At 43.4% G+C, this 6,436-nt stretch carries 5 protein-coding genes; all 5 read right to left on the bottom strand.

Annotation, left to right across the window (positions count from 1 at the left end):
* Window positions 1–643: DDE-type integrase/transposase/recombinase (locus FHS10_RS21615; protein ID WP_259094550.1), on the bottom strand; the 643-nt coding region annotated here is incomplete at its 3' end.
* A gap of 2 nt (window positions 644–645) precedes the next feature.
* Window positions 646–1,200, bottom strand: coding sequence for a hypothetical protein (locus FHS10_RS21610; protein WP_259094548.1), 555 nt, complete (start codon window positions 1,198–1,200; stop codon window positions 646–648).
* Between the two features lie 192 nt (window positions 1,201–1,392).
* A complete protein-coding gene (locus FHS10_RS21605) occupies window positions 1,393–2,877 on the bottom strand; it encodes an aldehyde dehydrogenase (NADP(+)) (protein WP_259094546.1) in 1,485 nt (494 codons plus the stop codon).
* 456 nt (window positions 2,878–3,333) lie between these two features.
* Window positions 3,334–5,481: a carboxy terminal-processing peptidase gene (locus FHS10_RS21600; protein ID WP_259094544.1), complete on the bottom strand. Its 2,148-nt coding sequence runs from the start codon at window positions 5,479–5,481 to the stop codon at window positions 3,334–3,336.
* 179 nt (window positions 5,482–5,660) lie between these two features.
* Entirely contained in the window at window positions 5,661–6,302 is a 642-nt protein-coding gene (locus FHS10_RS21595) for a tetratricopeptide repeat protein (RefSeq protein WP_259094542.1), read from the bottom strand.
* Between the last annotated feature and the right edge of the window lie 134 nt (window positions 6,303–6,436).

Below are 6,436 nucleotides of genomic sequence, written 5' to 3'. Positions count from 1 at the left end.
CGGTCATGCTAATGGAGACTGTTTCGCCTACAAGCAAGTCCACATAATCTTTCGAGCAGTATTGAGCACCTCTGTCAGAGTGATGGGTCAGGCTCTGCCCGCTGTAGCTGCGGTTATCCAGGGCCATCTGTAAGGCTGCTATGCATCCCAGCGCCAGCATATCAGACCGGAAGCAATAACCCATGATCTTACGTGAAAATGCATCCGTGATCAGCGACAGGTATCCCCATTGGTTTTGTACCCTGATGTAGGTTATATCACTTACCCAAAGCTGCTCGGGTCGCGTAATATCTACTCCCTTTACCAGGTTGGCATACTTATGCATCCAATGCCGGGAATCGGTAGTGAATACTTTTCGTTTACGCTGTCTGATCAGTAGCTTATGGGCATCAAACAGGTCAAACAGATAATCTCTACCAGTTTCTATGTTATGAGAGGCCAGCTGTGGCTGTAGTAAAAAAAGCATTTTTCTTGTCCCCAGCCGGGGCAACGATCTTCTTATTTCATAAACAAGCTGTAGAATAATTTCCTCTTTGAGGGAGTCCTTCTGGCTTCTCCATAAATGATCGTAGTGGGCATGGCGGGTTTTACCAAACAGTCCGCATAGAAAACCCCAGCTTAAATGGGGGTAATCATGCTTCATGATCATGACTGCCTGGCTCCAGCTTTTTTTCTGATCTTGATCTTAAACTGCTCCTCCGCTACATCAATAAGCGTATTTAAGGCGCTGATCTTCAACTGTGCATCTTCCAATGCCTTTTTTAAAGCGTCCTTTTCGGGATCTGCCAAATCAGGCTGGTCTACGGCTTTGTCTTTCATCTCAAACGGATCATAGACTGCAAGTTCGACATTTTCTTTCAACGATGCCTTAAGCCATTTATTCAGCGTGCTTCCGCTCATCCCATGAGTTTTCCTTGCTGCATGAGGGCTTAATACCCCTTGTTCAATCTGGCGGACGATCGACCTTTTTTCAATCTCTGTTAAATCACTACCTCCCTGTTTGGCCTGATAATCCTTCGATCCGTGATTCCGCATCCAATCGCATAGCGTACTTCGCGATACCCCATATTGATAAACTATTACACTCCGGGGAGTCCCTGACTCAATCGATTTTATGATCTCATCCCGTAAGTTTGTTTGAAAGTGGCCCCGCTCGTGAAAGCGAATTATGGGCGCTGTTTGATCGTCTTCTGTTTTCATACACTTCTTTTTAGTGTATAGTTTTTCCCGGACGAGTCAGAAATCTTGCAAAAGTGGACATTCGGCCGAGCAAGACGCACAAGATTTCTCCTCGCAGCCCCGCTTTTTCCTTACCCGTGCTCGTTCGAAATGACATTTTTTGATAAAAATATGTGTACACACACAGTATAGGTCAGTCAGAGCCGGTATAGCTTATTTTTTCCACTCATTATCAACCATGCGCCAGATGCCTGTAGGGTTGGCATTTTGCAAAGCTAACGGCAACAGGTTATCCGGGCAGTTTTGGAAGCATACGGGGCGTACCCAGCGTTTTACGGCATTAATACCCACCGCGGTAAACCTACTGTCGGTTGTGGCGGGGAAAGGGCCTCCATGCACCATACTGGCACAAACCTCAACACCGGTTGGTACACCGTTAAACAATACACGGCCGGCAATTGCAGGCAGCGTTTGCAACAGGGCTGCGTGCGCTGCAAAATCAACATCGGTACCCATAACTGTAGTGGTTAACTGGCCCGAAACTGATTTTAAAATCTTAATCAGTTCCTGCTCGTCTTTGCAGCTTACCATAAGTGAGTAAGGGCCAAAAACTTCTTCATGCAATAGTGGGTTTGCTAAAAAGGTTTCGCCGCTAACCTGGGCAACAGTTGGTAACGCTTCAATATCTGTTGCAGCTGTAGCCGATTGTTGTATCAATTTTACACCGTCCTGGGCTAAAGCGGTATCACTCTTTCTCTCATACGCGGTATGAATGCCTGCGTGCAGCATTTTAGCCGGTTTTACAGCCTCAATACCTTTGCCTAAGCTATCTAAAAAGCTATTTAAGCCTTCGCCCTCAATAGCCATCATAAGGCCTGGATTGGTACAAAACTGGCCCATCCCTAAGGTAATAGACCCTGCGTATTGCGCGGCCAGATCGGCAGCGTTTTGGGTTAAGGTATCCGGTAAAAATACGACAGGGTTAATGCTGCCCATTTCCGAAAAAACCGGGATAGGCCTTTTTCGTTTAGACGAATATTCTACTAAAGCCAAACCACCAACAGTCGATCCGGTAAAGCCAACAGCGGCTGTGTCATCGGCCTGTACCAAAGCTTTGCCGCTCTCAAACGAAGTGCCATGCACATGCTGAAAAATATGCTCTGGCATGTTGGTGCTTGTTATTGCTTTTTTGATGGCTCCATAAACCAATTCAGATGTTTCGGCATGTGCCGGGTGTGCTTTCACCACCACGGAACAGCCTCCTGCTAACGCGCTTGCAGTATCGCCACCCGCCGTTGAATAGGCGAAGGGGAAATTACTTGCTCCAAATACAACCACCGGCCCTAATGGGATCAGCATTTTACGCAGATCTGGCCGTGGCAGCGGGGTGCGGCTTGGTAAAGCAGTATCAATGGTAGCCTCAACCCAGCTACCTTCACGCAGCATAGTGGCAAACATGCGCAGCTGCCCGGTAGTGCGCGCACGTTCGCCGGTCAGGCGTGGGATAGGCAGGTTTGTTTCTTCGGATGCTTTTTGCAACAAGGCATCGCCTATTGCTTCAATCTCATTAGCTATAGCCTCTAAAAACAGGCTTTTTTCTTCAACGCTTGTTTTTTGGTACGCCTCAAATGCGGTTTGCGCCTGTTGCATTACCTGGTTTATTTCTTCAACGCTTGCTTCTTTAAAATGATTAGCCATGGCAGATTTATGTGTTTGAATTAAGAACGGCTTGTGCCGCCCGTATATTTAAGCAAATATATTTAAACAGGCACTTAAAGTATTGGGTGCTTCCTAACTTGTTGTAACAGGATTTTGTCTTTTTTAGTAGTGAAGTAAGCATCTGCCCCATGACAAGTCCACCATGTCATTGCGAGGAACGAAGCAATCGCATGCTATACAGGGCGGATCTGTACAGCTCGCGATTGCTTCGTTCCTCGTAATGACATAGCTTTATGGTGTCATTCCACCCTCAGAATTTCGCGAAATTTTATCACCCGGGATGACAAGCCTTTCAGGGTATTTTTCCCCTTTATAATCCGCGGATTTTACAACTCGCAATGTCGATTTTTTACTTCAAACAGCATTTATAGATCGGCCCAAAACAAAAAAGCCGGACTAAGAGTCCGGCTTAAATATACTTGTCAAAAACTGGCCTTATTGTGGCTGAATGCTTGTAAATTTTGATCCTAAGCTAATGTAATCAGTCATGATCTGGCCGGCTTCGCGTTTTACAAAATCCAGGTCTTCATTTTTGGGTTTTTTATCCCCCTTTTTAAGGGCCGGTAAACCTAAGGCCACACGACGCAAGTTGTTGCGCTCTATAGCTTTTTGCTCGTCAGAATCGCGTTGTTTTTTTAACTCGCTTTCGTTAAGGGTTACGCTGTTGTCGGCATCGTGCTTTTTGTAATCGGCAATATCTTCTAACATGTATTTGTAGCTATCGCTGGTAGCCATACGCTGATCATGCATTTTTTTCAGCTGCGGCAACACAGATGTAAAATCGCCGGCTTTGGTAAAGTCACTTTTTTCGATGACATCAAAAGGCATGGCCGATGGCTCCGTATCTTCACCATATTTATCCAACGGGATTACTGATGGAAACTGAATATCTGGCGTTACACCTTTATGCTGGGTTGAGCTGCCGCTTACACGGTAAAACTTAGCTATGGTTAAGTTAAGCTGGCCGTAGGTGCTTTGGCTACCTGTTGATACAGCTTTTGTTTTTTTAACACCAGATACATTAGCTGCCAGATCATTTAATTTATCGCGCAGCGGTGTGCCTAAAATTCTATCTAAATCAATAGCGTTTTGAACAGAGCCTTTACCATAAGTTTGCGTACCCAATATCAACCCGCGACCATAATCCTGGATAGCGCCAGAGAAGATCTCAGATGCCGAAGCACTGAAACGATCAACCAAAATACCAAGCGGACCAGAATAAGTAATAGAAGGATCTTCATCTTTTTCTACATCAACCTGGTCTTTGGTATCTCGTACCTGTACAACCGGGCCTTGCTTAATAAATAAACCGGTAAGCTCAATAGCTTCCATTAATGAGCCGCCACCGTTTTCGCGAAGATCTATCACAACACCATCAACATTCTCCTGTTTCAGGCTATCTAATAATAGTTTCACATCATGCGTAGTGCTCTTATAGTTAGGGTTACCTGCTTTATAATCATTATAGTCGATATAGAATGCAGGGATAGAAATTACACCTATTTTAACCGCTTTACCATTGTTATCATAAGTACGGATCTCTTTTTTAGCTGATTGGTCTTTCAGGATGATCTTTTCGCGTACCATCTCAACAACTTTGGGTTTAGCCCCCGCTTTTGCGCCTGCCGCCAGTAATTCTAACCTTACTGTGGTCCCTTTTGTACCCCTGATAAGTGCGATAGCATTTTCAACCCGCCAGCCAACTACGTTTTGGAACTCGCCTGTTTTGCCTTGCGCTACACCCACAATACGATCATCAACGCTAATCTGTTTACTTTTATCGGCAGGGCCGCCCGGTACAACCGATTTGATGGTTACATATTCATTTTCTACCAACAGTGATGCCCCGATACCCTCTAACTGGCGAGACATTTCGATATTGAAATTGGCCGCGTTTGCCGGGTTAAAATAATTGGTATGCGGATCGATAGCTTCGGTAAAGGCATCCATAAAGTATTGAAACACATCCTGGTTTGAAAGCTTGTTGGCTTGCGAGATCAGGTTTTCGTAACGTTTTTTAAGAGTTGTTTTATTTGCAGCCATATCCGCACTGGCCAGTTTCAGGTTAAGCAGATCGTATTTTACGCGTTGTCCCCACAATTGGTCCATTTCTGCTTGTGATGTGGGCCATGGCAATTTATCACGGTCATAAACAAATGATTCTTTTTTATCGAAATCAAAACTTTCGTTTAAACGGGTAAGTGAGTAGTTTACATGCTCCAGGTACCTTTTTTGAAAAACGTTGAAAATGTAAAAAGCATCGTTAAGGTTACCTGCTTTAATATCGTCGTCTAATACGGTTTTATATTTTTCAAAATCTTTGATATCAGATGCTAAAAAATAGCTGTGATTTTCATCAAGCGATTTAATATAACGGTCAAATATCACGGCCGAAATAGAGTCATTCAATTCAACTTTTTTATAGTTGTAATTGGTGATCAGCTCGGCAATTTTTTTGCAAACTATAACTTGCTGATCATCTGGTGTAAGATCGGCTTTGCTTACCTTAACTGGTTTTGAGGGTGATGCCTTACATGCAAGTGCAGCAGCCAGTAATACTAATAAATATACTTTCTTAAACATATCTTTTACTGTAGTTAAATCGGGGGTGTTGTAAAACATCAATACGTGTGCCTAAATAATAATTGCTAATGTAAAAAAAAGAGACAGTCAAATTGCTGTCTCTTAATAACAATTATACGATAATGTTTTACTTGTAGTATACAAGTAAATGCATTTTACGCTATTGTTACATAAAAAAATTATTTTATCACCTTTTTAGGTTCCAGATCGGTGGTTTCCGCATAGCGGATCTCTGCTTTTGGGTTTGATTTATTGTCTTGTAAATAGCGCGCCTGTTTGTTAATGGCCACAACATCGGCTGTTAATCCATGGCTGGTAGCCATGTTGCGGGCTTCATCAAGGTCCTGCATCGCCTGGGTATAATCGCCGTAGCCTGCTTTTACTGTGGCAAGGCCCATCAAATTATTGATGGTATGCCTGTCGTCGCTTTGCTGGCGCGATATCTGCAGGCTTTGCAATAAATACCATTTAGCTTCAGATAGGCGGTTTTGTTTCAGGTACATTTGGGCCAGATCGCTAAAATTATAGCTGGCGGCATTGTATACCCTAAAACGCATATTGTGCTGCGCTGTTTTCATTACCGACATTTCCTGCAGGTACAAAGAGTATGAGGCCAGTTCAAGGCTTATGTTGCTTATTTTGTGTTTGGCAAGCTGCGCCACAGGCAATCCTTTAAGGGAATGATCTTTAACCTCATCAAGCTGCGGGAAGCGTTCATGCTTTTTAAATACGTTGCTTATGCTGTTTACAGGCTTTTGCCACCATTGTGCCGATGCCGAAATGCTGGCGGAACATAAGATAACAAGTAAAAAATACTTCATTTAATCTTTTATGTCTGAGTTTAATAAATTAATCAGTAAACAAATATAACCATTAAAACCAGTTAAGCAATACCGCTAAACCGGTAAATATCAGTGGTTTTAAAACACAAGTGAATTTAACGAAATGTATTCAT

The sequence above is a fragment of the Mucilaginibacter dorajii genome (assembly GCF_024808255.1).
In the GTDB taxonomy this organism is placed as follows: Bacteria; Bacteroidota; Bacteroidia; order Sphingobacteriales; family Sphingobacteriaceae; genus Mucilaginibacter; species Mucilaginibacter dorajii.
The sequence above is the reverse complement of the archived record's forward strand: the minus strand, read 5'-3'. Positions and strand labels throughout refer to the sequence as shown.